This window comes from Nocardiopsis sp. LDBS0036 (genome assembly GCF_041228755.1).
In the GTDB taxonomy this organism is placed as follows: Bacteria; Actinomycetota; Actinomycetes; order Streptosporangiales; family Streptosporangiaceae; genus Nocardiopsis; species Nocardiopsis dassonvillei.
Genome location: NZ_CP141103.1, coordinates 2,194,273 through 2,219,115 on the forward strand (window position 1 = coordinate 2,194,273; position 24,843 = coordinate 2,219,115).

The 24,843-nt window shown below is 73.7% G+C and carries 23 protein-coding genes and 1 riboswitch; of the genes, 14 read left to right on the plus strand and 9 right to left on the minus strand.

Annotation, left to right across the window (positions count from 1 at the left end; translation table 11 throughout):
* Positions 1-6: 6 nt before the first annotated feature.
* The 4 genes from carA to pyrR form a co-directional block, all read right to left on the minus strand.
* Complete coding sequence (gene carA / locus UIS43_RS09135; protein WP_041553195.1) at positions 7-1,143, minus strand: glutamine-hydrolyzing carbamoyl-phosphate synthase small subunit; 1,137 nt, start codon at positions 1,141-1,143, stop codon at positions 7-9.
* A 53-nt stretch (positions 1,144-1,196) separates the two neighbouring features.
* Positions 1,197-2,498: a dihydroorotase gene (locus UIS43_RS09140; RefSeq protein ID WP_019610771.1), complete on the minus strand. Its 1,302-nt coding sequence runs from the start codon at positions 2,496-2,498 to the stop codon at positions 1,197-1,199.
* A 166-nt stretch (positions 2,499-2,664) separates the two neighbouring features.
* Positions 2,665-3,573, minus strand: a complete 909-nt coding sequence (locus tag UIS43_RS09145) for an aspartate carbamoyltransferase catalytic subunit (protein ID WP_013154121.1) — start codon at positions 3,571-3,573, stop codon at positions 2,665-2,667.
* On the minus strand, positions 3,573-4,208 hold the full coding sequence (gene pyrR / locus UIS43_RS09150) for a bifunctional pyr operon transcriptional regulator/uracil phosphoribosyltransferase PyrR (protein ID WP_370012954.1): 636 nt from the start codon (positions 4,206-4,208) through the stop codon (positions 3,573-3,575). The genes UIS43_RS09145 and pyrR overlap by 1 nt, the downstream gene beginning before the upstream one ends.
* 499 nt (positions 4,209-4,707) lie before the next feature.
* On the opposite strand from pyrR, the gene UIS43_RS09155 reads away from it, so the two are divergent.
* On the plus strand, positions 4,708-5,202 hold the full coding sequence (locus UIS43_RS09155) for a transcriptional regulator (RefSeq protein ID WP_013154123.1): 495 nt from the start codon (positions 4,708-4,710) through the stop codon (positions 5,200-5,202).
* Positions 5,203-5,541: 339 nt separating this feature from the next.
* Positions 5,542-6,156, plus strand: a complete 615-nt coding sequence (locus UIS43_RS09160) for a GNAT family N-acetyltransferase (RefSeq protein ID WP_013154124.1) — start codon at positions 5,542-5,544, stop codon at positions 6,154-6,156.
* Here the strand turns inward: UIS43_RS09160 and metF are convergent.
* The gene (gene metF / locus UIS43_RS09165; RefSeq protein ID WP_013154125.1) at positions 6,068-6,997 is read right to left on the minus strand and encodes a methylenetetrahydrofolate reductase [NAD(P)H]; all 930 of its coding nucleotides are present in this window, start codon (positions 6,995-6,997) and stop codon (positions 6,068-6,070) included. The genes UIS43_RS09160 and metF overlap by 89 nt on opposite strands.
* A gap of 285 nt (positions 6,998-7,282) precedes the next feature.
* On the opposite strand from metF, the gene UIS43_RS09170 reads away from it, so the two are divergent.
* From UIS43_RS09170 to UIS43_RS09185, 4 genes are all read left to right on the plus strand, one after another.
* Positions 7,283-8,365 carry a polyprenyl synthetase family protein gene (locus UIS43_RS09170; RefSeq protein WP_370012955.1) on the plus strand — a complete coding sequence of 361 codons (1,083 nt, stop codon included), beginning with the start codon at positions 7,283-7,285 and terminating at the stop codon, positions 8,363-8,365.
* Positions 8,366-8,479: 114 nt separating this feature from the next.
* Positions 8,480-9,811, plus strand: coding sequence for a DUF418 domain-containing protein (locus UIS43_RS09175; RefSeq protein WP_370012956.1), 1,332 nt, complete (start codon positions 8,480-8,482; stop codon positions 9,809-9,811).
* A gap of 100 nt (positions 9,812-9,911) precedes the next feature.
* Positions 9,912-10,805, plus strand: coding sequence for an SDR family oxidoreductase (locus UIS43_RS09180; RefSeq protein ID WP_013154128.1), 894 nt, complete (start codon positions 9,912-9,914; stop codon positions 10,803-10,805).
* A gap of 149 nt (positions 10,806-10,954) precedes the next feature.
* Positions 10,955-11,959, plus strand: coding sequence for a zinc-binding dehydrogenase (locus UIS43_RS09185; RefSeq protein WP_013154129.1), 1,005 nt, complete (start codon positions 10,955-10,957; stop codon positions 11,957-11,959).
* On the opposite strand, the gene thiE is transcribed toward UIS43_RS09185, so the two are convergent.
* Positions 11,956-12,627 (minus strand): thiamine phosphate synthase, encoded by a 672-nt coding sequence (thiE, locus tag UIS43_RS09190; protein WP_041552795.1) that lies wholly within the window; start codon positions 12,625-12,627, stop codon positions 11,956-11,958. The two genes, UIS43_RS09185 and thiE, sit on opposite strands and share 4 nt — an antisense overlap.
* 80 nt (positions 12,628-12,707) lie before the next feature.
* Positions 12,708-13,061, minus strand: coding sequence for an Rv2175c family DNA-binding protein (locus UIS43_RS09195; protein WP_019610781.1), 354 nt, complete (start codon positions 13,059-13,061; stop codon positions 12,708-12,710).
* Between the two features lie 82 nt (positions 13,062-13,143).
* Positions 13,144-13,255: riboswitch (TPP riboswitch) on the plus strand.
* On the opposite strand from UIS43_RS09195, the gene thiO reads away from it, so the two are divergent.
* The 7 genes from thiO (at position 13,224) to thiI (ending at position 21,522) form a co-directional block, all read left to right on the plus strand.
* Entirely contained in the window at positions 13,224-14,420 is a 1,197-nt protein-coding gene (thiO, locus tag UIS43_RS09200) for a glycine oxidase ThiO (RefSeq protein ID WP_156910848.1), read from the plus strand. (Overlaps the previous riboswitch by 32 nt.)
* A 5-nt stretch (positions 14,421-14,425) precedes the next feature.
* Positions 14,426-14,632: a sulfur carrier protein ThiS gene (gene thiS, locus UIS43_RS09205; RefSeq protein WP_013154133.1), complete on the plus strand. Its 207-nt coding sequence runs from the start codon at positions 14,426-14,428 to the stop codon at positions 14,630-14,632.
* A 2-nt stretch (positions 14,633-14,634) separates the two neighbouring features.
* Entirely contained in the window at positions 14,635-15,393 is a 759-nt protein-coding gene (locus tag UIS43_RS09210) for a thiazole synthase (RefSeq protein WP_019610783.1), read from the plus strand.
* A 435-nt stretch (positions 15,394-15,828) separates the two neighbouring features.
* Entirely contained in the window at positions 15,829-17,868 is a 2,040-nt protein-coding gene (gene pknB, locus UIS43_RS09215; protein ID WP_370012958.1) for a Stk1 family PASTA domain-containing Ser/Thr kinase, read from the plus strand.
* 202 nt (positions 17,869-18,070) lie between these two features.
* On the plus strand, positions 18,071-18,727 hold the full coding sequence (locus UIS43_RS09220; protein WP_013154136.1) for a response regulator transcription factor: 657 nt from the start codon (positions 18,071-18,073) through the stop codon (positions 18,725-18,727).
* Between the two features lie 172 nt (positions 18,728-18,899).
* On the plus strand, positions 18,900-19,925 hold the full coding sequence (locus UIS43_RS09225; protein WP_013154137.1) for a 6-phosphofructokinase: 1,026 nt from the start codon (positions 18,900-18,902) through the stop codon (positions 19,923-19,925).
* A gap of 307 nt (positions 19,926-20,232) precedes the next feature.
* A complete protein-coding gene (thiI, locus tag UIS43_RS09230; RefSeq protein ID WP_013154138.1) occupies positions 20,233-21,522 on the plus strand; it encodes a tRNA uracil 4-sulfurtransferase ThiI in 1,290 nt (429 codons plus the stop codon).
* 76 nt (positions 21,523-21,598) lie between these two features.
* Here the strand turns inward: thiI and aroF are convergent, their stop codons facing one another.
* Positions 21,599-22,645 carry a 3-deoxy-7-phosphoheptulonate synthase gene (aroF, locus tag UIS43_RS09235; protein WP_019610786.1) on the minus strand — a complete coding sequence of 349 codons (1,047 nt, stop codon included), beginning with the start codon at positions 22,643-22,645 and terminating at the stop codon, positions 21,599-21,601.
* A 397-nt stretch (positions 22,646-23,042) separates the two neighbouring features.
* On the opposite strand from aroF, the gene UIS43_RS09240 reads away from it, so the two are divergent.
* The gene (locus UIS43_RS09240; RefSeq protein WP_049800377.1) at positions 23,043-23,636 is read left to right on the plus strand and encodes a molybdopterin-dependent oxidoreductase; all 594 of its coding nucleotides are present in this window, start codon (positions 23,043-23,045) and stop codon (positions 23,634-23,636) included.
* A 14-nt stretch (positions 23,637-23,650) separates the two neighbouring features.
* Here UIS43_RS09240 and macS read toward each other — a convergent pair whose 3' ends face one another.
* Positions 23,651-24,841, minus strand: coding sequence for a MacS family sensor histidine kinase (macS, locus tag UIS43_RS09245; protein ID WP_255418245.1), 1,191 nt, complete (start codon positions 24,839-24,841; stop codon positions 23,651-23,653).
* Positions 24,842-24,843 lie beyond the last annotated feature (2 nt).

Below are 24,843 nucleotides of genomic sequence, written 5' to 3' on the forward strand. Positions count from 1 at the left end.
CTCTTGCTACTTGGCAGCCGGAGCGGGCTGGGCGGACATCAGGTCGACGAACGCGTCGAAGAGTTCGGCGGCGTCGTGGGGGCCGGCGGCGGCCTCCGGGTGGAACTGGACGCTGAACGCGGGGCGGTCCAGCAGCCGCAGGCCCTCGACGACGCGGTCGTTGAGGCCGATGTGGCTGACCTCGGCCCGGCCGTAGGGGGTGTCGAAGGGCTCGTCGAGGGGGGCCTCGACGGCGAAGCCGTGGTTCTGGCTGGTGATGGCGACCCTGCCGGAGCGGGTGTCGATCACCGGCTGGTTGACGCCCCGGTGCCCGAAGGGCAGCTTGTAGGTGCCCAGGTCCAGGGCGCGCCCCAGGATCTGGTTGCCGAAGCAGATGCCGAAGAGCGGCCTGCCCGCGTCCAGGACGCCGCGCATGGCGGTGACGGGCCCGTCGGCGGTGGCGGGGTCGCCGGGGCCGTTGCTGAAGAACACCCCGTCCGGGTCCAGGGCGAGGATCTCCTCGGCGGTGGCGGTGGAGGGCAGCACGGTGACCCGGCACCCCCGCTCGGCCAGGCGCTGGGGGGTCATGGCCTTGATGCCCAGGTCCACGGCGGCGACGTGGAAGCGGGCGGTCACGCCCTCGGGCGGCAGGACCTCGTAGGGCTCGCCGGTGCTGACCTCGGCGGCCAGGTCGGCCCCGGCCATGGTGGGCTGCTGGCGCACGCGCTCCAGCAGGGCCCGCGGGTCGGTCTCGGTGGTGCTGATGGCGGCGCGCATGACGCCCTTGTCGCGCAGGTGGCGGGTGAGGGCGCGGGTGCCGGTGAGGGCGATGCCGACCACGCCTTGGCGGCGCAGCTCCTCGTCCAGGGTGCGCTCGGCCCGCCAGTTGGAGGTGATGCGGGCGGGCTCGCGCACGACGTACCCGGCGACCCAGACGCGGCCGGACTCGGGGTCGTCGTCGTTGACGCCGGTGTTGCCGATGTGGGGGGCGGTCATCACCACGATCTGGCGGTGGTACGAGGGGTCGGTGAGGGTCTCCTGGTAGCCGGTCATGCCGGTGTTGAAGACCGCCTCGCCGAAGGTCTCCCCGGTGGCGCCGAAGGAGCGGCCGTGGAAGACACGGCCGTCCTCGAGTACCAGAATCGCGGGTCCGCTCTCGGACACGTTCGCCCCCTCCTCCGCCGGGCCGTGGGCGGCCCGGGTGTTCTGTTCTGTGCTCACTGGATCTTCCCCTCCAGGACGGTCGGGGCGCCGCGCAGGAACGTGGCGCGCACCCGGCCGGGCAGGGTCATGCCCCGGAAGGGGGTGTTGCCGCTCTTGCTGACCATGGCCGCGCCGTCCACGTCGACGGCGGCGGCCGGGTCGTACAGGACCACGTTGGCGGGCTGGCCGACCGCCAGGTCACGCCCGTGGTCGTGGACCCGGCCGATGCGGGCCGGTGCCGCGGACATGCGGTCGGCGACGTCGGCCCAGGTCAGCAGGCCGGTGTCGACCATCGTGCGCTGCACGACCGCCAACGCCGTCTCCAACCCGACCATTCCCATGGCGGCGGTGGACCACTCGGTCTCCTTGGCCTCCGCGGGATGGGGGGCGTGGTCGGTGGCGACGATGTCGATGGTGCCGTCGGCCAGGCCCTCGCGCAGCGCCTGGACGTCCTCGGCGGTGCGCAGGGGCGGGTTGACCTTGTAGACGGGATCGTAGCCCTCCACCAGCTCCTCGGTCAGCAGGAGGTGGTGGGGTGTGACCTCGGCGGTGACGTCGCAGCCGCGGGCCTTGGCCCAGCGGATGATGTCGACCGAGCCCCTGGTCGAGACGTGGCACACGTGCAGGCGCGAGCCCACGTGCTGGGCGAGCAGGCAGTCGCGGGCGATGATCGCCTCCTCGGCGACCGCGGGCCAGCCGGGCAGGCCGAGGCGGTCGGAGACGGAGCCCTCGTTCATCTGGGCGCCCTGGGTCAGGCGCGGCTCCTGGGCGTGCTGGGCGATGACGCCGTCGAAGGCCTTGACGTACTCCAGGGCGCGGCGCATGAGCAGGGCGTCGGAGACGCAGATGCCGTCGTCGGAGAAGACGCGCACGCCCGCGGCGGAGTCGGCCATGGCGCCGATCTCGGAGAGGCGCTCCCCGGCCAGGCCGACGGTGACGGCGCCGACGGGGCGCACGTCGCAGTACCCGGCCTCGCGGCCCAGGCGCCAGACCTGTTCGACGACCCCGGCGGTGTCGGCGACGGGGTCGGTGTTGGCCATGGCGTGGACGGCGGTGTAGCCGCCCATGGCGGCGGAGCGGGAGCCGCTGGCGACCGTCTCGGCGTCCTCGCGGCCGGGCTCGCGCAGGTGGGTGTGCAGGTCCACCAGACCGGGCAGGGCGATCAGGCCGGTGGCGTCGACGGTCCGGGCGCCCTCGGGGGCGTCCAGGTCCCGGCCGGTCGCGGCGATCCGGCCGTCGGCCAGGAGCAGGTCGACGGGGTCGCCGCCGAGGGGGCGGGCGCCGCGGATCAGGTGCGGTCCGTGGGTGTCGGGCATCGCGGTGTTGGCTTCCTCGTGTTCTGGGATGGGGAGGGGCGGCGCGGGGCCCCGGGGCGCGCCGGTGGGCCTGGCGCGGCGGGGGCCGGGGCCGCCCGGGCCCGTGGCTGGGCCCCGCGTCCCTCGGGTGCGGTGGCGCGGGGCACGGGGCCCCGCGGCCGGGTTGTCAGGAGCCGCCGAGCAGCAGGTAGAGCACGGCCATGCGCAGGCTGACGCCGTTGGCGACCTGTTCGGTGACGGTGCAGCGGGGCGAGTCGGCGACCTCGGCGGAGATCTCCATGCCGCGGACCATCGGGCCGGGGTGCATGACGATCGCCTCCTCGGGCATGCGGGACAGGCGCTCGCCGTCCAGGCCGTAGTTGCGGCTGTACTCGCGCGTGGACGGGAAGAACGACTCGTGCATGCGCTCGGCCTGTACGCGCAGCATCATGACGACGTCGGACTTGGGCAGGACCTCGTCGAGGTCGTAGGAGACCTCGCACGGCCAGGTGTGCACCGAGACCGGCAGCAGGGTGGGCGGCGCGACCAGGGTGACGTGCGCGCCCAGGGTGGTGAGCAGCAGCACGTTGGAGCGGGCGACCCGGCTGTGCAGGATGTCGCCGACGACGGCCACCCGCAGCCCCTCCAGGCGCCCCAGGCGCGAGCGCATGGTGAAGGCGTCCAGCAGGGCCTGGGTGGGGTGTTCGTGGGTGCCGTCGCCCGCGTTGAGGACGGACCCGTCCACCCAGTTGGCGAGGCGGCGGGCGGCGCCGGAGGCGCTGTGCCGGATGACGACGCCGTCGGCGCCCATGGCCTGGAGGGTCAGCGCGGTGTCCTTGAGGCTCTCGCCCTTGGAGACGCTGGAGCCCTTGGCGGAGAAGTTGATGACGTCCGCGGACAGGCGCTTGGCGGCCAGCTCGAAGGAGGTGCGGGTGCGGGTGGAGTCCTCGTAGAAGAGGTTGACCACGGTGCGCCCGCGCAGGGTGGGCAGCTTCTTGACGGAGCGGTCGCCGACCTGGGCGAGTTCGGCGGCGGTGTCCAGGATGAGGGTGGCCTCATCGCGGGAGAGGTCGCCGGTGGAGAGCAGGTGGCGCATCAGTCGTTCCCCTCGGTGGCGCCGGGGCGGGTGCGGGGGCGGGACGGGCCGAGCAGCACCGCGTCGTGTCCGTCGGTCTCCTCCAGGCGCACGGTGACGCTCTCGCGCAGCGAGGTGGGCAGGTTCTTGCCCACGTAGTCGGCGCGGATGGGCAGCTCGCGGTGGCCTCGGTCGACCAGGACGGCGAGCTGGACGGCGCGGGGGCGCCCCAGGTCGCCGAGGGCGTCCAGGGCGGCGCGGACGGTGCGGCCGGAGAAGAGGACGTCGTCGACGAGGACGACGACGCGGTCGTCGAGTCCGCCCTGGGGGATCTCGGTCCGGCCGAGGGCGCGGACGGGGGCGGAGCGCAGGTCGTCGCGGTACATGGTGATGTCGAGCGAGCCCGCGGGGACGGTGAGGTCCTCCACCCGGTCGATGCGCCGTGCCAGGCGGTGGGCGAGCGGGACCCCCCGCGAGGGGATGCCCAGGAGGGTGACGTCCCGGCCCCCCTTGGTGCGTTCGAGCACCTCGTGGGCGATGCGGGTCAGCGCCCGGTTGATCTCGCTGCCGTCGAGGACGGCGCGGGTGCCCTCGGGCGCATCGGGTGCGGGGGAACCGCCACCGGCGTCACCGGTCGTCGGTTTTTGCGCACGCAAAGTAGTGACTCCCTTCCCTGCCTCACTGAACAGGTCGTTAAAGGATGTCGATCGGATCCACGCTACCAGCGACGTTCGCGACCCCCGCGAGGCGGTCGATGACCCGAGGTCACGAATGTGACTCTGATCACACCACAAGCGCGCACGTACCCCCTGAAATGTGGTCATGTCGTCACCCAGTGGATACGGCAACGAAGGGGCCGAAACCTGAAATACCCAGGAGGAAGGGGCTTTTCGTGCCATCGTGACGCACGACTCCTCCCGCTCGGTCCTGACATGAGAGGTGTCTCACTTACGCACGGTTTGGCCACCGATTAGTCGCGTTTCACACCAACGGCTTGACCTGGAAGGCAGACCCCCCTACCGTCACTGTCTGTAACCACTGCCGGGTGGGGTTGCAACCCGTGACCATCCGCTGGACCGCCCAGGCGGCCCGCCGAGTACGAGCGGACGTCCCCCCACCACGCCAGCCACTGTCACGGCCGGGAGCGACAAGAAGATGCCATCCGAATACGCGAAGTCCCTCGGTGCGCGACTGCGTGCCATCCGCACCCAGCAGGGCCTGTCCCTGCACGGGGTGGAAGAGAAGTCCCACGGCCGCTGGAAGGCCGTCGTGGTGGGCTCCTACGAGCGCGGCGACCGCGCCGTCACCGTCCAGAAGCTCGCCGAGCTGGCGGACTTCTACGGCGTGCCGATGTCGGAGCTGCTGCCGGGCGGCGCGGCTCCCACCCCGCTGGGCCCCACGCCCAAGCTGGTCATCGACCTGGAGCGCATGCAGCAGCTGCCGCAGGAGAAGGCCGGGCCGCTGTCCCGCTACGTCGCCACGATCCAGAGCCAGCGGGGTGACTACAACGGGCGGGTGCTCTCCATCCGCCAGGAGGACCTGCGCTCACTCGCGGTCATCTACGACAAGTCGCCCGGGGACCTGACCGAGGAGCTCATCAACTGGGGCGTCCTCGACCCCGAGGCGCGCCGCGCGGTCGACGCCTTCTGACCGGTACCCGGACACCGGGACGACCGAACAGATTCGCACCCGCTCGACGAGAACCGGCGCCCCCGCGGGGGCGCCGGTTCTCGTCGTGTCCGCCCGGCCGGGGACTGGCCGGCGGACGGGGCGGAGCGGCGCGGCCGGACGTGGGGCTTCCCCTCCCCAACCCGACCGCGCCGCCCTCCCGCCGGAGGGGGGTCCGACGGAGTTCGTCGAACTCCTGTTCGACACGAACCAGTTAACCCCAGGCCGCCGGACCCGTCAAGGACCCCGCCCGGCGCCGCGCGCACCCCGTCCTCGCGCGAATCCCGGGACTCGGCGGGGCCGGGGAACTACCCTTGGCCCGTGGTAGCCGATACCGAGTTGCGCGAGCTGGCCCCACCCGCCTTCACGCACGCCGTCCCCGCGCTGCTCCAGGTGTACGAGGCCGCCATGCGGCCGCCCCCGGAGCAGTTGCCCGGGCGCGCCTCCGTCATGAGGGGCCACGCCCGCAACCCGGGCTTTCGCGCGGTGGTGGCCGTGCGCGGCGGCCTCCCGGTCGGCTTCGCCTACGGCTTCCACGGGCACGGCGGCCAGTGGTGGCACGACACGGTGGCGGAGGGGCTGCGCGCGGGCCCGGGGATCCGCCAGGCGCGCCGCTGCCTGTCCGACGCGCTGGAGGTCGCCGAGGTGCACGTCCACCCGGACGCGCAGAACCGGGGCGTGGGCCGCGCCCTGCTCCACGCCCTGTGCCGGGGCAGGCCGGAGCGCACCGCGGTGCTGTCCACGCGTTCGGGACCCTCCGCGGCGCGCCACCTGTACCGCTCGTGCGGGTTCACCGAGGTGCTGGAGGACTTCCGCTTCCCCGGCAGCCCCGGTCAGCCCTTCTCGATCATGGCCGCCCGGCTCCCCCTGACGGGCTCCGGTGACCGGAGATCTCCCGGTAGATCTGCCTGGTGGCCGTGGACCGGTTCGAGGTGATGAAGTGGATGCCCGGCGCGCCCTCGGCCAGCAGCCGCTCGCACATGCGCTGGGCGTGTTCGATGCCGAAGGCCCGCACGGACTCGTCGTCGTCGCCGAAGGAGGCGAACTTCTCGGCCAGGTCGGCCGGGAAGGGAGCGCCGGAGAGCTGCTCCGAGCGCGGGATGAACGAGGTGCGCACCACCGGGAAGACCTCGGGGATGATCGGCACCTCGCAGCCCCGCGCGGCCACCCGGTCGCGCAGGCGCAGGTAGTCCTCGGGGTCGAAGAACATCTGGGTGATGGCGTAGTCGGCGCCCGCCTCGCACTTGCGCACGAAGTGGTCGGTGTCGGTCTCGACGTCGGCCGAGCGCGGGTGCTTGTAGGGGAAGGCGGCCACGCCCACGCAGAAGTCGCCGCTGTCCTTGATCAGGCGCACCAGCTCCTCGGCGTAGGTCAGCCCCTGGGGGTGGCGGACCCACTCCCCGTCCGGGTCGCCGGGCGGGTCCCCCCGCACGGCGAGCATGTTGGACACGCCCGCGTCGGCGAGGCGGCCGACGAGGTGGCGCAGCTCGGCGACGGAGTGGTCGACCAGGGTCATGTGCGCGACCGGCAGCAGTGTGGTGTCGGTCGCGATGCGCTCGGTGGTCTCCACGGTCAGCCCGCGCGTGCTGCCGCCCGCGCCGTAGGTGACCGAGACGAAGGCGGGGCCGAGGGCCTCGATCTCCCTGATCGCGCGCCACAGGCGCTCCTGCGCCTGGGGCGTACGGGGCGGGAAGAACTCGAAGGAGAACATCGGCTCGCCCGCGTCGAGGAGTTCGCGGATATGACGCGGCCTGGGGGCCGGGCCTCGGGGCGCCACAGGGAGTGTCGGTGCAGCCAGCATGCGCACCAGCTTAGGTCAGACGCCCCCGCGGCGGAGGCCCCGTCCCATCCTGTGAGACCCGTGGCGCACGCCACTCCCGAACGCCGCTCCCGAGCGGCGCGACGTGCGGGGACGCGGCTCGGCCCAGCCCCGCCTCGGTGACCCGCGCGTCCGCGCGGGCGGTGCCGGTGACGGTGCCGTCCGTGTCGGCGGACGGCTGGAGGCGCCCCGATCGGGCGGAGCGGGACCGGACAGCGCCCGGCAGCCGATAACCTGCGGGTCATGGTGCCTTCCTCTTCCCCGTCCGCCTCCGCCGTCTTCGCGGTCCGCTCCGGTGTGGACCGCGAACTGACCTCGTTCTGCGCCGGCCACCGGGCCCAGCTGCTGGAGATCGGGGAGGAGCTGGCACCGGCCATGGACGCGCTGGAGGCGATGATCTCCGGCGGCAAGCGCCTGCGGCCGACCTTCTGCTACTGGGGCTGGCGGGGCGCGGGCGGCGCGGCCGAGGACGAGCGGGTGGTGCGGGCGGCGGCCTCCCTGGAGTTCCTCCAGGCGTGCGCGCTCGTCCACGACGACGTGATCGACAACAGCGACACCCGGCGCGGCCTGCCCGCCACGCACAAGCGGCTGGCCAAGCTGCACGCCGACCAGGGGTGGAGCGGCGACAGCGAGGGCTTCGGGCAGGGCGCGGCCATCCTCATCGGCGACCTGTGCCTGGCCTGGTCGGATGAGATGTACCAGGCCAGCGGCTTCCCGACGGAGGTGCTGGGCCGGGGGCGGCCCCCGTTCGACGCGATGCGCACCGAGGTCATGGCCGGGCAGTACCTGGACACCCTGGAACAGGTGCGGGGCACCGGCACACGCGAGGCGGCGCTGCGCGTGATGCGCTACAAGTCCGCCAAGTACACGGTGGAGCGCCCGCTGCACCTGGGCGCGGCCCTGGCGGGCCGCCACGGGGAGCTGGCCGGGGTCTACACCGACTACGGCATCCCGCTGGGGATCGCCTTCCAGCTGCGCGACGACGTGCTGGGCGTGTTCGGCGACCCGTCCACCACCGGCAAGCCCGCCGGGGACGACCTGCGCGAGGGCAAGCGGACGCTGGTCGTGGCCGAGACCCTGGCGCGCGCCGGGGCGGCCGACGCCGAGCGGTTCCGCTCGCTGCTGGGGGCGCCGGACCTGTCGGTGGCCTCGGTGGAGTGGATGTGCTCCCTGATCGAGGGCTCGGGCGCGCTGGCCGCGTGCGAGGAGATGATCGCGGAGTACGCCGACCGGGCCGTCGCGGCCCTGGAGAGCCCCGAGCTGGACGCGTCCGCCCGCGAGCCGCTGCGCCAGCTGGTCGTGGCCGCCACCTCGCGCTCCTTCTGAGGGTCCTTACCTAGGGGACTTTCCCGGGTTCGCGCCCACCGGGGCCTGTTGTGTCCGCCTGCCCGCTCCGGTTGAATCGCTAACACGACATATCGCGAAACCTGGGGGTCTCCCATGTCTGGGCACACCGTTTCCCGCGGTCCGGTCGGCGCGGGGGAGAGAGCCCTCGCACCGGACCTGGCGCGCGGGTTCATGCTGCTGTTCATCGCGCTCGCCAACACGGCCTGGTACCTGTGGGCGCTCCCGTCCAGCGGGGGCGGCGTCCACCCCGAGCCGGGCGGCGTACTGGACCGGATCGCGCAGTTCGTCATCGTCACGGCGGTGGACATGCGCAGCTATCCGATGTTCGCCTTCCTGTTCGGGTACGGCATGGTGCAGCTGGCCCGGCGCCAGGAGGCGGCGGGCTCCTCCGCGCGGGAGGTGAACGCGCTGCTGCGCCGCCGCAACCTGTGGCTGCTCGCGTTCGGTTTCGTCCACGCCCTGCTGCTGTGGATGGGCGACGTCCTGGGCGCCTACGGCCTGGCAGGGCTGCTCCTGGGCTGGCTGTTCCTGCGGCGCAGGAACGCCACGCTGCTGGTGTGGTCGGGCGTGTTCACCGGGCTGGCCGCCCTGCTGGCGGCGTTCAGCCTGCTGGGTCTGGCCTCCATGCCCGCGGAGACCTCCTACTCCTCCTCGGCCGCGTTCAGCACGGACCTGATGGCCGACAACATCGGCGACACCTCGATCCTGGGCGCCGCGCTGGCCCGCGTCCTGGACTGGCCGCTGGTCACGCTGGGCCAGGGGCTGCTGGGCATGGTCGTGCCCGCGGCGATCCTGCTCGGCTACTGGGCCGCGCGCCGCCGGATCCTGGAGGAGCCGGGCGGGCACCTGGGCCTGCTGCGCTGGACCGCGGCCCTGGGCATCGGCGTGGGCTGGCTGGGCGGGCTGCCCCTGGCCCTGACCCAGATCGGGGTCTGGGAGCTGTCCCCCGCGCAGGCGGCCATGCTCACCATGCCGCACATGGTAACCGGGCTGGCCTGCGGCCTGGGCTACGTGGCGCTGATCGCGCTGGCGGCGCACCGGATCCAGGGGCGCGGTCGCGCACCGGGCGCGGTGGTCGGCGCGCTGTCGGCGACCGGCAAGCGCTCGCTGTCGGCCTACCTGGCCCAGTCGGTGCTGTGCGCGCCCCTCCTGGCGGCCTGGGGCCTGGGACTGGGCGGCGAACTCGCCTCGTGGTCGATGGCCCTGTTCGCGGTGGGCGTGTGGCTGGTGACGGTGGCGGCGTCCTACGCCCTGGAGCGCGCGGGCAGGCGCGGACCGGCCGAGGTGCTGCTGCGCCGCCTGGCCTACCGCCGCCCGGTCGCGCGGGGCGCTCGGGAGTCGGAGGAGCCCGGCAGCGCGTCGGTTCGCACGGTCGGGCGCGGACGGGCACGGGGACCGGCGGACGGAGAGCGTCCCGCGCCCTGACCTCGGCGCCCCGGGACGCCGACCGCGCCCGGCCCCGCGGCGCAAAAAGGCGCGTGCCGCTCAGCGTCCGGCACGCCCTCGTAACGCAGGATGGGGTGTCATGGGCGACGATCACACGACAAACCACACCATAGGGGTCACGGGGGCGACCGGGGCGCTGGGCGGGCGGGTCGCCGCGCGGATCGCGCGGCTGGGCAGGCCCCAGCGGCTCATCGTACGCGACATCAACCGCGCCCCCGAGTACCCCGGCAGCAGCGCGGCGATGGCGGCCTACGAGGACTCCACGGGCTTCGAGCGGGCCTGCCGGGGGGTGGACACGCTGTTCCTGGTCTCGGCCACCGAGTCCGAGGACCGGATCGACGTCCACGTGAGCGCGGTGGACGCGGCGGTCAAGGCGGGGGTGTCCTGGATCGTCTACCTGTCCTTCCTGCGCGCGGGCCCGGCGTCCACCTTCACGTTCGCGCGCACGCACTTCTTCACCGAGGCGCACATCCGGTCCACGGGGGTGCGGTACACCTTCCTCAGACCAAGCCTGTACCTGGACCTGCTGCCCGACTGGGTGGACGACGGGGGCGTGGTGCGGGGCCCGGCCGGTGACGGCCGGATCGCGTGGGTCTCGCGCGACGACGTGGCGGACGTGGCCGCGGCCGTGCTGACCGACCCCGTGGCCGCGCGCGCCTCGCACGACACCAGCCACGACGTCACCGGCCCGGAGGCGTTGTCCCTGGGCGCGACGGCGGAGAGACTGGGCGTGCTCACCGGGCGCTCGGTGCGCTACGTGCCCCAGACCCTGGAGGAGGCGCTGGAGTCGCGCCGCAGCGGCGGCGCCCCCGACTGGGCGGTCGAGGGCTGGGTGACCTCCTACGCCGCGATCGCCGCCGGTGAGCTCGACGTGGTCTCGCCCGCCGTCCCCGACCTGACCGGTCATCCCGCCCAGTCCATCGAGGGCTTCCTGCGGCGCCATCCCAGCGCGCTGTCGCACGTCGCGGTCTGACCTCGGCCCCCGTCCCGCGCGCCGCGCCCCGTGCGGGGCGCCCCCTGTGCCGTGGATCTCTCCGGCGCCCGGCCCTTGACCTCAACAAATATTGAGGTAAGAGGCTGGGCGGTGTCGGAAGCAGGCGGTGCGCACCGAGGGAGAACGGCATGCGAGCGGTACAGGTCGAGGAGTTCGGCGGCCCGGAGGTCCTGGTGGTCCGGGACCTGCCCGAGCCCGAGGTGGGACCGGGCCAGGCGCTGGTGGAGGTCGCCGCGGCGAACGTGATGTACCTGGACACCCTGGTCCGCGGCGGCTGGGGGCTGGACTACTTCCCCGTGACTCCCCCCTACGTCCCCGGCGCGGGCGTGGCCGGGCGGGTGGTCCGGATCGGCCCGGGCGTGGACCCGGGATGGGAGGGGGCCGCGGTGGTCGCCGACACCGGGCACGCGGACGGGACGCCGGAAAGGCCCACCCTGCCCGTGGACGGCTACGCCGAACGGGCCGTGGTCCCGGAGTCGGCACTGGTCAGGGTGCCCGAGGAGGTGGACCCCCGGGCGGCGCTGGCCCTGCTGCACGACGGGCCGACCGCGCTGGCGCTGGAGCGGGCGGCGGGCTTCGGACCCAGCACCACGGTCCTGGTCGCCGCGGCCGCCGGAGGGGCGGGCACCCTGGCCGTCCAGCTGGCCCGCAGGGCCGGGGCCCGGGTCATCGGCGCGGCCAGGGGCGGGGCCAAGCTGGCCCTGGTCCGCGAACTGGGCGCGCAGGAGACCGTGGACTACTCCGAGCCGGACTGGCCGGAGCGGGTGCGCGCGCTGACCGGCGGCGCCGGGGTCGACGTGGTCCTGGACGGCGCCGGGGGCGCGCTGGGCGCGGCGGCCTTCGGGACCCTGGCCGACGGCGGCCGGTTCGTCGGCTACGGCTCCGCGGGCGGGAGCTTCACGGAGGTGGACACCGAGGAGGCCGGGCGCCGCGGGATCGAGGTCCTGGGCCTGTTCGACCTCAAGCAGGCCGACGGCGACCGGCAGGACGCCCTGCGGATGGTGCTGGAGATGGCCCGCATGGGCAGGATCACGCCGCACGTGGGGCTGGCCCTGCCGCTGGAGCGGGCCGCCGAGGCGCACGCCGCACTGGAGGGGCGCGCGGTGCTCGGTAAGGCCCTGCTGATCCCCTAGGGCCGGGCGGCGCGGGCCGCCAGGCGCTGGCGCAGAGCGGCGGCGGCGGCCCGGGGGTCCTCCGCTTCCGTGATCGCGCGCACGACCACGACCCGGCGGGCCCCGGCGTCCAGCACGCGGTCGATGTTGTCGACGTCGATCCCGCCGATGGCGAACCAGGGGCGGTCGGTGCCCAGCGCGGCCGCCTCCTCCACCAGCTCCAGCCCGGCGGCCGGGCGGCCCGGCTTGGTGGGGGTCGCCCAGGTCGGTCCGACGCAGAAGTAGTCGCTGCCCGGCTCCTCGGCGGAGGCGGCCGCGGCGGCGACGTCGTTGTTGGAGCGGCCGATCACGGGGTCGGCGCCGATGATGTCGCGGGCCATGGGCACGGGCAGGTCCCGCTGACCCAGGTGGAGGACGTCGGCGCGCACGGCGCGGGCGATGTCGGCGCGGTCGTTGACCGCGAGCAGGGCGCCGTACCGCTCGCACGCCTCCTTCATCACCTCCAGGGCCGCGATCTCCTCGCGTGCCTCCAGGCCCTTGTCCCGGAGCTGGATGATGTCCACTCCCCCGGCCAGGGCCGCGTCGGCGAACTCGGCCAGGTCGCCCCGACCGGTCCGGGCGTCGGTGCACAGGTACAGAAGCGATGCGTCCAGGCGCTTGCGCAGGCTGGTTCCGTGGCTGGTCCTCACACGGTCCACCCTAGGCCCTGGCGCGTTCGGACCCAAGGGCGAGGGACGCGGCGGCGCGCCCCTCCCCCCTTCCCCGCGGGTCAGAAGGCCAGGCTCTGGGCCCGGCGGCGCACCTCGGTGCCCCGGTTCTCGCGCATGGCCTGGATCGGCGTGCCAGGCAGGGAGTCGTCGGGGGTGAACAGCCAGCGCAGGGCCTCCTCGGAGGAGAAGCCCGCGTCGGTGAGCAGCAGCAGCGTCCCCGGCAGACCCTTGACCAGGTCGTCGCCGTCGATGAAGGCGGCGGGAATGGAGAGTTCGCCGTCGCGGACCACACCCATCATGCGGTTCTCGCGGATCAGCGTCTTGATCCGGTTCGGGCTCACGCCCAGCGGAGCGGCGGCCTCCTTGAGGGTCAGCCAGTCGCCGATGAGCGTGTCGATGTCGCGTTGTGTCACACCACCAATCTGCCACATCCGCGCACCTCCTTCCCCCCGGCACGGCGCGCGTCGGCCACGGGTCCTAGAATGGGGACAGACCCCTACATCCCGCGGGAGCCGGGTGGGACCCGGCTGAGAGGGAGGCTGTGAGCCTCCGACCGCACGAACCTGATCCGGATCATGCCGGCGAAGGGAGTGGAAGCCACAGCCGTGCGCACCTCCAACGATCCCCACCGCGACCGCGTCGTCGTGGTCGGCGGCGGCCTGGTCGGCCGGGTCACCGCCTGGCGCGCCGCCCAACGCGGACTGAGCGTCACCCTGGTCGAGTCCGACCCCGCCCGCGCCGCCTCCACCGTGGCCGCGGGCATGCTGACCCCCGCCACCGAGGCCGCGTTCGGCGAGGAGCCCCTCATGGAGCTGGGCATCCGCTCGGCCCGCATGTACGCGGACTTCGTCGCCGAACTGGAGGAGGCCAGCGGCCTGGACGTGGGACACCGCGCCACCGGCACGCTGCTGGTCGCCTTCGACCGCGACGACCTGGCCGTCCTCACCGAACTGCACGCGCTCCAGCGGAGGCTGGGCATCGCCGCCGAGCGCCTCACCGGACGCGAGTGCCGCCGTCTGGAGCCCATGCTCGCCCCGTCCGTGCGCGGCGGCGTCCTGGCCCCCGACGACCACTCCGTGGATCCGCGGCGGCTGCTGCGCGCCCTGACCGCCGCGGGCGCACGCGCGGGCGTCACCGAGGTCCGCGGGCGGGTCGGGGAGGTCCTCTCCCCCGGCCCCGGGGGCTCCCGGCTGGGCGTGCGCCTGGCCGGGGAGGCCGAGGCGGGGCGGACCCTGCCCGCGCACCAGGTGGTGCTGGCCGCGGGCTGCTGGGGCAACGGCGTCGTGGTCCCCGAACCCGTCGTCCCGCCGCTGCGCCCGGTCAAGGGACAGCTGCTGCGCGCCCGGGTGCCCGAGGGCGAGCCGCCGCTCGTCAGCCGGACCGTCCGCGGCCTGGTCCGGGGCTTCCCGACCTACCTGGTGCCGCGCGCCGACGGCGAGGTCGTCATCGGCGCCACCCAGGAGGAGCTGGGCCACGACACCTCGCTCACCGTCGGGGGGCTCTGGCAGGTGCTGCGGGACGCGCGCGAACTCGTCCCCGGGGTGAGCGAGCTGGAGGTCACCGAGACCTGCGTCGGGCTGCGCCCCGGCTCGCCCGACAACGAGCCCCTCCTGGGGCCCACACGGGTCCCGGGACTGCACCTGGCCGCCGGGCACTTCCGGCACGGGGTCCTGCTGACCCCGGTGACCGGGGAGGCCATGGCCCGGGCCCTGACCGACGGAGACCTGCCCGAGTACGCCCGCCGTTTCACGGCACGACGCGCAAGTAGGTAGTAGCAGTGGAACTGATCATCAACGGCGACCGCCGCGAGTTCGCCGACGACACGACCGTGGAAGCGGTCGTGCGCGACCTGACCGGCGCCGAGGCCCCCGGCGGTGTCGCCGTGGCCGTCAACGACGAGGTGGTGCGCCGGACCGCGTGGGCCGCGAGCCCGCTCAACCAGGGCGACCGCGTGGACGTCCTCACCGCGGTGCAGGGAGGCTGAGCATGAACGACGACCTCGTGATCGCGGGAACCTCCTTCGGGTCCCGGCTGATCACCGGAACCGGCGGAGCGCCCTCCCTGGAGGTCCTGGAGGAGGCCCTGATCGCCTCCGGAACCGAGCTGACCACGGTGGCGATGCGCCGGGTCTCCCCCGGCACCCGGGGGTCGGTGTGGGACGTCCTGACCCGCAACAAGATCCGGGCGCTGCCCAACACCGCCGGATGCTTCACCGCCGTGGACGCGGTGCGCACCGCCCGCCTGGGCCGCGAGGCGCTGGAGACCGACTGGGTCAAGCTGGAGGTGGTGGCGGACGAGCACACGCTGCTGCCCGACCCCGTCGAGCTGCTGGAGGCCGCCGAACAACTGGTGGACGAGGGCTTCACCGTGCTGCCCTACACCAACGACGACCCCGTGCTGGCCCGGCGCCTGGAGCAGGTGGGCTGCGCCGCGGTGATGCCCCTGGCCGCCCCGATCGGCTCGGGGCTGGGCATCCGCAACCCGCACAACCTGGAGCTGATCGTCGAGCAGGCCGGTGTGCCCGTCATCGTGGACGCGGGGATCGGCACCGCCAGCGACGCCGCCCTGGCCATGGAGCTGGGATGCGACGCGGTCCTGCTGGCCACGGCCGTGACCCGCGCCCAGGACCCGGTGCGCATGGCCGCCGCGATGCGCGACGCCGTACGCGCGGGCCGCGGCGCGCGCCTGGCGGGCCGCATCCCCGTGCGGCGCTACGCCCAGGCATCCTCGCCGTCCGTGAGTTAGGCCACCCGGCCCCGCGTCCCGCCCCCCGATTGGTGCGTCCCACCTGGGGAGTTTGGCGGCGTCCTCTACCGTGGAACGAGTGTGCGGTCCGACAAGGGCGCATCCCGCACACCACGACCACCCAGGCGCGAGCGTCCCCACCGCCCACGGAGCGGGCCTCACCGGGGACGGGGCGACCCGACGACCGGCGGAGCACACACCGCCGGGCCCGGGGGAGCCCCGGCCGGGGCCGGGACCCGTCCTCCGGGGAGACCGAGCAGGCCTCCCCGGATGTCCCACCGGCCCCACCGGCACCCGAACGGGACGGCGCGACCGCGAACCGCGGGGCAGACCTGGCGTGGGCTTCCGCTATCGTGTCGGTTCGACACCCGGTGTCGGGTACGCGCCACCGGCCGCGACAGCCCGCGCTCCCCGCAGCAAGGACACTACTCCGCCGTGGACATGACGACTTCCGACCCGCTCGTAGGCGCCACCCTGGACCGACGTTACTTCGTGGAGTCCAGGATCGCCGGAGGCGGGATGGCGACCGTCTACGTCGCCCACGACCTGAGGTTGGACCGACGGCTGGCCCTGAAGGTGATGCACCCTTCGCTGGCCCAGGACCCGACCTTCGTGCAGCGCTTCATCAACGAGGCGCACTCCGTCGCCAAGCTCTCCCACCCCAACGTCGTGCAGGTCTTCGACCAGGGTGAGGACCAGGGGCACGTGTTCCTGGCCATGGAGTACGTACCCGGACGCACCCTGCGCGACCTGCTCAAGTCCCGGGGCAGGCTCGGCGCCCACGACGCCCTGAACGCCATGGCCCCGGTGCTGGCCGCGCTCGGCGCCGCCCACCAGGCGGGCATGGTGCACCGCGACGTCAAGCCCGAGAACGTCCTCATCACCGAGGACGGCCGGGTCAAGGTCGCCGACTTCGGCCTGGCGCGCGCCGTGGAGCAGTCCAACCAGGGGCTGACCCGCACGGGCACCCTCATGGGCACGGCGGCCTACCTGGCCCCCGAGCAGATCGAGAAGGGCGTCGCCGACGCCCGCAGCGACGTGTACGCGGCGGGCATCATGCTCTACGAGCTGCTCACCGGCAGCCAGCCGCACACCGGCGAGACGCCCATCGCGATCGCCTACCAGCACGTCAACGAGGACGTCCCGCGCCCCTCGCACTTCCTGCCCGGCCTGCCCGCGGAGGTCGACGCGCTGGTCACCAAGGCCACCGAGCGCGACCCCAGGTACCGTCCCAGCAACGCGGGCCAGTACCTGGCCAAGGTCCTGGCGGTGCTCAACGGCCTGCCCGCGACTCCCCCCGCCTCCGCCGCCGACCAGGCCCCGCTGACGCCCGTCGCCCCGGCGGCGGCGACCACGGCCTCGGTGACCGCGCCCCAGCTCATCGCCGGGGGCGCCGGTCCCGGCACCGAGAACGCGACCATGGTCGTGGACATGGCCTCCGCCGGCCTCGACGACGGCCGCTACGACGACTACGACCGCGACAAGGACGGGTACGGCGACGACGGGTACGACGACTACCGGGACGGCCCCGACGACCGGCGCCGCCGCAACCTGCTGATCGGGATCGGCGCGGCGGTCCTGGCGCTCGTCCTGCTCGGCGCGGGCTGGTGGTTCCTGGTCGGCCAGTACGAGAACGTCCCCGACGTGGTGGGCCGCGACCCCGAGGCCGCGAGCCAGATCATCCGCGACGAGGGCCTGCGCTACGACCTGTCCTCCGAGTCCGTCTACAGCGACGCCGAGCCGGGCACGGTCGGCGAGACCGACCCCGAGGTGGGCGCCCGCCTGTCCCCCGACGACGTGGTCACCGTGTACCTGTCCAAGGGCCCGCAGACGGTGGAGATGCCCGACCTGGTCGAGATGGACGCCGCCAACGCGCTCAAGGAGCTGGAGGACCTGGGCTTCGCTCCGGACAACATCGTCCAGGAGGACGTGAGCTCCACCGAGGTCGAGCCCGGCGCGGTGGTCTCCACCTCCCCCGAGGCGGGCGCGGAGGCCGACCGGGAGGAGCCGGTCACCCTCACCGTCAGCCGGGGCATCCCGGTGCCCGCGGTGGTCGGCGAGGACCTGGACACCGCCCGCCAGATGCTGGAGGGCGAGGGCCTGTCCGTCGAGGTGGTCGAGGAGGAGAGCGCGGACGTCGAGGAGGGCAAGGTCATCCAGCAGAGCCCCGACAGCGGCTCCAGCATCGGCTCCGGCGGCACCGTCACCCTGACCGTCTCCACCGGTCCGCCCGGCGTGGACATCCCCGACGTGGTCGGCATGCGGGTCAACGACGCGCGTGAGGCGCTGGAGGAGGCCGGTTTCAAGGTCAAGGTCGAGCGCGTCTTCGGCGGCCGCGAGGTGGCGCACCAGTCGCACACCGGCAGGGCGCCCGAGGACACGGAGATCACGATCACCGCGACTCCGGGCGGCATCGACCTGGGCGACTTCGGTAACGGCAACGGTAACGGCCGCGGCGACGACGATGACGACTGACCGGCCCGGGCGCGTGGCCTGAGTCGGAAGCGGGGGGCGGGACCGGATCGGTCCCGCCCCCTCGCCGTGTGCGGCCGACCCGGCGCGGGGGGGCACGGCCAGCCGCCGTGGACGCCGTCCCCCGGCGCGGCCCCGCCCACTCCGCCGCCCCGGCCGTCGGTCCGTGTCGTGGGTGCCGCCCGCCCGGGATAGGGTCACCCGCATGGCGAGCGAGGCGATCCGGGTACTGGTGGTGGACGACCACCCCATGTGGCGCGACGCGGTCGCGCGCGATCTCGGCGAGGCCGGTATCGAGGTCGTGGGCACCGCGGGCGACGGCGCCAAGGCGCTGCGCATCGCCCCGGCCGCGCGTCCCACCCTGGCCGTCGTGGACCTGCACCTGCCCGACATGAGCGGGGTCGAGCTGACCGCCGGCCTGGTGGCGCTGTCCCCGCCGCCGCGGGTGCTGGTGCTGTCGGCGAGCGGCGCCAGCGACGACGTCCTGGCCGCGGTGAAGGCCGGGGCCACCGGCTACCTGGTCAAGTCGGCGGGGCGGGAGGAACTGCTGGACGCTGTGCGCCGGGTACACGCGGGCGAGGCCGTGTACACCCCGGGCCTGGCCGGGCTGGTGCTGGGCGAGTACCGCAGGCTCTCGTCGGCGGACCGCTCCCGGGAGCCGGAGGCTCCCGAGCTGACCCCCCGCGAGACCGAGGTGCTGCGCCTGGTCGCCAAGGGACTGGCCTACAAGCAGATCGCGCAGCGGCTGGGCATCTCCCACCGCACCGTGCAGAACCACGTGCAGAACACCCTCACCAAGCTGCACCTGCACAACAGGGTGGAGCTGGTGCGCTACGCCATCGACCGGGGCCTGGACGACTGACGCGCCCTCCCGCGGGTCCGTTTCGCGCGGTCCGCGCCCTCTGCCCCGTACGCGCCGGGCGCGTTCACCGCGTATTCTCCTCCCCGGGTTGGCCCCGGATCACCGCTCCCACTATGGTCTAGACCATATGGCGCCATGCGTCGTAAAACACACAACGTCGAGGAGAATCCGTATGCGAGTCGGGGTGCTGACCGGCGGTGGGGACTGCCCTGGTCTGAACGCGGTCATCCGCGCAGTGGTCCGCAAGGGCATCAAGGACTACGGCTACGAGTTCATCGGCTTCCGGGACGGCTGGCGCGGCCCGCTGGAGGGCGACACCATGCCGCTGGACGTGACCGCCGTGCGCGGCATCCTGCCCCGGGGCGGCACGATCCTGGGCTCCTCGCGCACCAACCTCATGAAGATCGAGGGCGGTGTCGAACGGGTCAAGGACAACATGGCCGGGCTGGGCGTCGACGCCCTGGTCGCCATCGGCGGCGAGGACACCCTCGGCGTGGCCCGCCAGCTGCACGACCGCGGCGTCAACGTCGTCGGCGTGCCCAAGACCATCGACAACGACCTCAACGCGACCGACTACACCTTCGGTTTCGACACGGCCGTGAACATCGCGATGGAGGCGATCGACCGCCTGCACACCACCGCCGAGTCGCACCACCGCGCGCTGGTGGTGGAGGTCATGGGCCGCCACGCCGGATGGATCGCGCTGCACTCGGGCATGGCCGCGGGCGCCAACGTCATCCTCATCCCCGAGCGGCCCTTCGACATCGACGAGGTCGTCAAGCACGTCGAGAGCCGCTTCGAGACCCAGTACGCGCCGATCATCGTGGTCGCCGAGGGCGCGCACCCCAAGGAGGGCCAGATGGAGCTGGCCACCGGGGAGACCGACTCCTTCGGCCACGTGCGCCTGGGCGGCATCGGCCAGCGGCTGGCCGACGAGATCGAGCAGCGCACCGGCAAGGAGGCCCGCTCGGTGGTCCTGGGCCACGTGCAGCGCGGCGGCACGCCGACCGCGTTCGACCGCGTGCTGGCCACCCGTCTGGGCGTGAACGCCATCGAGGCCGTGCACGACAAGGCCTTCGGCAAGATGGTCGGCCTCCAGGGCACGGACATCGTCCGCGTGAACCTGGCCGAGGCCACCGACACCCTCAAGACGGTGCCCTCCTCGCGCTACGAGGAGGCCGAGGTCTTCTTCGGCTAGGCACGCCCCGCGACCCGGCGCCCCGGGAACCGGATTGTCCCGGGGCTCCCCCGGAAGGACCGGCCGCCGGCCACGCGCGCCGGCCCCCTCCGGAACGGTCCGCGCCCCCTCCCAGCTCCCAGGGAGGGGGCGCGCCGCGTCCCGGTCGGTCCTGTGTGCCCGCCGCCTCCCTCCCGTCCCGTCCGAAAACGGACGGAGCGGTGGACGGGATGTTCGATACTGGAGGATGGCGATGGACGCTCCCGGCCCCGTCACCGCCACTCCCACCTCACACCGGGACACGAAGGTATCCACCGGAGGTAGCACCATGTCCGCGTCGCTTGAGTCCGCGCCGCTCCCCGCAGCCCTGGCCGGGTCCGACGCCGGGCTCGGCGAGCTCTGCGTGCTCATGAAGCTCGGCGAGATCGTCCTCAAGGGCTCCAACCGCAAGCTGTTCGAGCGGCGGCTGCACAACAACATCCGCGCCTCCGTGCGCGACCTGGGCGAGGTCCGCCTCTCCCAGCGCGGCGCGGGCGTCATCATCGTGCGCAAGCCCGACGCCTCCGACCTGGAGGTCGCCGAGATCGCCGACCGCATGGCCAACGTCATGGGTGTGGTCTGGGTGCACCTGGTCCGCCGCGTGCCCAAGGACCTGGACGCCGTCACCGACATCGGCGTGCGCGTCATGCAGGGCCGCGAGGGCACCTTCGCCGTGCGCGCCCGGCGCCGCGACAAGCGCTTCGAGATGACCTCGTCGGAGCTGGCCGGGTACCTGGGCTCGAAGATCATCGAGGCGCACGGCTACAAGGTCAACCTCAAGCGCCCCGACAACACCCTGTTCGTCGAGGTGGACAAGGACGAGGCGTTCGTGTTCACCGACGGCGTGCCCGGCCAGGGCGGCCTGCCCGCCGGGATGAGCGGCCGCGGCCTGGTGCTGATGTCGGGCGGGATCGACTCACCCGTCGCCGCGCACCGGATGATCCGGCGCGGGCTCAAGGTCGACTTCCTGCACTTCTCCGGCATGCCGTTCACCGGCCCGGAGTCGATCTACAAGGCCTACAGCCTCGTCCGCCAGCTCGACCGCTACCAGGTGGGCTCGCGGCTGTTCGTCATCCCCTTCGGCAAGGCCCAGCAGCAGCTGAAGAGCTCGGGGATCGAGCGGCTCCAGATCGTCGCCCAGCGCCGCCTCATGCTCAAGACCGCGGAGGCCCTGGCCGACGACCTGGGCGCGGAGTGCCTGGTCACGGGGGACGCGCTGGGCCAGGTGTCCAGCCAGACCATGACCAACCTGACCGCCCTGGACGACGCGGTGGACCTGCCGATCCTGCGTCCGCTCATCGGCATGGACAAGACCGAGATCATGGACCACGCCCGCCGGATCGGGACCCTGTCCATCTCGGAGCTGCCCGACGAGGACTGCTGCACCATGCTGACCCCGCGCCAGGTGGAGACCGCGGCCAAGATCCCGGACCTGCGCCAGATCGAGAAGCGCCTGGACGCCGAGGAGCTGGCCGAGCACCTGGTCACCACCGCGCAGGTGCACAAGCCCAGCTTCCTGGGCGACGCCGCGCCCAAGCGCGTGGCGCCCGCCTCCGCGTCGGTGGCCGCCACCGCCTAGCGCGCGACGACGGCGCCCCGGCCGCTCCCCGCACGCGGGGCGGGGCCGGGGCGCCGTCGTGTTCAGCCCCGCGGTCTCACAGACCGGCCAGTTCGCGGCCCGGCGCCGGGGTCAGGGTGCGGCCGGTCAGGGCGGCCAGGGTGCCCGCCAGGTCGCGCAGCTCGGCCAGGTCCTCGTGCAGGAGGGCCTGCGGGCCGTCGCACAGGGCGTTCTCCGGGTGGGGGTGCACGTCGACGATGACGCCGTCCGCGCCGACCGCCACGGCCGCGCGCGAGAGCGGCAGCACCAGCTCGCGCTTGCCGCCCGAGTGGGACGGGTCGACGATCACCGGCAGGTGGGACAGGTTCTGGGCGACCGGGACCGCGCTGATGTCCAGGGTGTTGCGGGTGGCCTTCTCGAAGGTGCGGATGCCGCGCTCGCACAGGACGATGTCGAGGTTGCCGCGCTGGGCGATGTACTCGGCGGCCATCAGCCACTCCTCGATGGTGGCGCTCATGCCGCGCTTGAGCAGGACCGGTTTGCCCGCGTCCCCCACCGCCTGGAGGAGGGCGAAGTTCTGCATGTTGCGGGTGCCGACCTGGAGCATGTCCGCGTAGGAGGCGACCAGCTCCACGTCGGCGGCGTCCACGACCTCGGTGACGATGGGAAGGCCGGTCTCCTCGCGCACGTCGGCGAGGATCCTCAGGCCCTCCTCGCCCAGGCCCTGGAAGGCGTAGGGGGAGGTGCGGGGCTTGTAGGCGCCGCCGCGCAGCAGGGACGCCCCCGCCTCCAGCGCCATCCGGGCCGCGGCCAGGGTCTGCTCGGGGGTCTCGACGGCGCAGGGACCGGCGATGACGGTGACGTTGTCGCCGCCGATCGGCACTCCGCGCACGCTGACGACCGTGCGGCTGTCGTGGTTCTCGCGGCTGACGAGCTTGTAGGGGACGGAGATGCGCAGGACGTCGCTGACGCCCGGCTTGGCGGCCAGGCCCAGGTCCTGGAAGCGCTCGACGTCACCGACGAGGCCGATGATCGTGCGGCTCACCCCGCGCGTCACGTAGGCCTCGCCTCCGGCGGAGGAGACCAGCTCGACCAGATCGTCGATGTTCTCGGGGGTGGCGTCCGGCGCCATCACGATGACCATGTGCGTTGTCCCTAGCTGCTTGTCGGTTGGGTGGACGAGCCGACCGGCGCCCGGAACGAGAAAAGCCCCGGGCTCTACCGGCCCGGGGCTCAAGTCGTCTGTGTCAGCGCAGCGCTCTACAGGCGACCGGGGTGTCGGGCCGGTAGCCATAAAAGCGCCAGAAGTTCCGCTGCATGGCTGGAACTATAGCGCACGGTCGCCGCGTGTCCGCACACCCGGGGTGAGTGACCTGTCTCTCGTCGGCGCCTGACAGGATGGCCGCACGCACGTTCTCCCCACGGGGAAGGCGTTCGTGCCGGCCAGCCGGCCGGGCGCGCCGCGGGAGCCCAAGACGAGCAGGGGGACGGAAGTGTCCGAGGGAACGGACGAGGCCGATACGGGCGGGGCCCGGCCCCGGATGCCTCCCGGGCAGGCGGTGCGCCACGAGCACAAGCCGCTGCACTACGGACCGGTGCCCGCCTTCCGCCCGCAGCGGTGGGACCTGCGGGTCACGGGGGCGACCGAGGACCTGGGGGCGTACCGCTGGACGTGGGAGGAGTTCGCGCGGCTGCCGCGCACGGACTCGGTGAGCGACTTCCACTGCGTGATGCGGTTCAGCGTCCCGGACGTGCCCTGGCGCGGGGTGCTCGCCACGGACCTGGTGGCGGCGGCCCCGCCCGCGCCGGAGGCCACGCACGTGATGGCGTGGGGCGAGTACGGGTACGGCGCGAACCTGCGCATGGACGACTTCCTGGCGGAGGGGGTGCTGCTGGCGACCCACCGCGACGGAGAGCCCCTGGCCCCCGACCACGGCGCGCCGCTGCGCCTGGTGGTGCCGCACCTGTACGGGTGGAAGAGCGTGAAGTGGCTGCGCGCGGTGGAGTACATGACCGCGGACCGCCGCGGTTTCTGGGAGGAGCGCGGCTACCACAACCGGGGCGACCCGTGGCGGGAGCAGCGGTTCTCCCACCAGGAGGAGGAGCGGGGACCGGGCCGGGCTCCGCGGCGGTGAGCCGTGCGGGGCCCTCAGCGGCGCGGGACCCGCATCTCCACCTCGGTGCCCTGGCCGGGGACCGACACGTACTCGACGGTGCCGCCCAGGTCGCGCACACGGCCCCGCACGGACTGGGCCACGCCGATGCGGCCCTCGGAGCGGGCCCGCTCCAGGCGGCCGGGCTCGATGCCGGGGCCCTCGTCGCGCACGGACACGGTCACCGCGTCGTCCTCGTCCTCCACCAGCACCCAGGCGCGCGTGCCCTCGGGGCAGTGCCGCTCCACGTTGTCCAGGGCGGCGAGCACGGCGGCGGCGAGTTCGGCGGCGGTGTGCGCGGGCAGGACGACGGGCGTGGCGGGCGCGGACACCGACACGCGGGCCGACTCGGCGCGGCGCAGCGGCTCGCGCAGGTCCACCGCGTCCCCGGTTCCTGCCGCGGCAGTGCGCCCCGCGGGAGGCGGCGCCGCCCCGCCGGTCCCGTTCATCCCGTCCGTCCCGCCGGAGGCGTCCTCCGACGATCCGATCGCGACCAGCGCGCGCAGGCGCGCCTCCTGCTCACCGGCCATCCGGCCCAGTTCGGCGGCCTCTCCCCCGGCCTCGGCGCCGCGCCTGCTCACCAGGGACAGCACCTGGAGCACCGAGTCGTGGATCGAGCGGGCCAGCTGCTCGCGCTCGCGGGTGCGCGCCTCCAGCGCGACCGCCTGCGCGAACCGCCGTTCGGCCCGCTCCGACATCCAGGACATGTATCCGACCGCCAGGCCGGCCAGGAGCAGCAGGACCACGCCGCGGGCGGTCGCGGCGGTCACGGCGGCGTCCATGACCGTGCGCAGGGTGAGGTCGGCGAGACCGTAGAGCACGGCGACGGCCGCGGCGGCGCGCCCGCCCCAGATGACGCTGGCCGCCAGCGCGGTGCCCGCGAACCAGTAGCCGCTCAGCGGCGGGGCCTGGGTGAGGTAGAACGGCGTGGCCGCCAGGGCGGTGGCGAACAGGCACGCGAAGGCCACCGCGAGGTCGGCGGTGAGCACGCGCCAGTCGCGCAGGTGCGGGCGGGCGTAGGCGCGGGTGGTGAACGCCGTCCACACGACCATGACCGCCAGCACCGTCCAGGCCAGCCAGGGCCGGGTCAGGTGCTCGTGGTGCTGGACGAGGAGGAACAGGGCGTAGACCAGGGACGCTGCGCGGAAGACGGCGAAGGCGCGCCAGAGGGGGAAGTCGAAGCCCAGGG